This window comes from Fructilactobacillus sp. X2R1C1 (assembly GCF_059901435.1).
On sequence record NZ_JBWXUV010000131.1, the window covers coordinates 1 to 248 of the forward strand.

The 248-nt window shown below is 47.6% G+C and carries 1 protein-coding gene; it reads right to left on the bottom strand.

Annotated elements, in window-relative coordinates; genetic code table 11:
• Positions 1–233: hypothetical protein (locus AC6UDG_RS07760; protein ID WP_500706998.1), on the bottom strand; the 233-nt coding region annotated here is incomplete at its 3' end.
• Positions 234–248 lie beyond the last annotated feature (15 nt).

Sequence of the window (248 nt, forward strand, 5' to 3'; positions counted from 1 at the left end):
TCAGAACTACTGTCTGGTTCAAGGGTCAGATCGTCGTCATCATGGTCTGAATCATCAACGTACATCATAACGTTGGCGTTTGATTTGACGGCATCACCGTAGTAAGTGGCCCCGTACTTCAACTTGGCGTTGCCGGTATAGTTCATCTCACCAAGACCCCGGTCCATGATTTGAGAAAAGACTAAGTTGGTAAAGTCATCGACGTTTTTGGCCGAACGGAAATTATCGGCCAAAACGACCGCCGTATC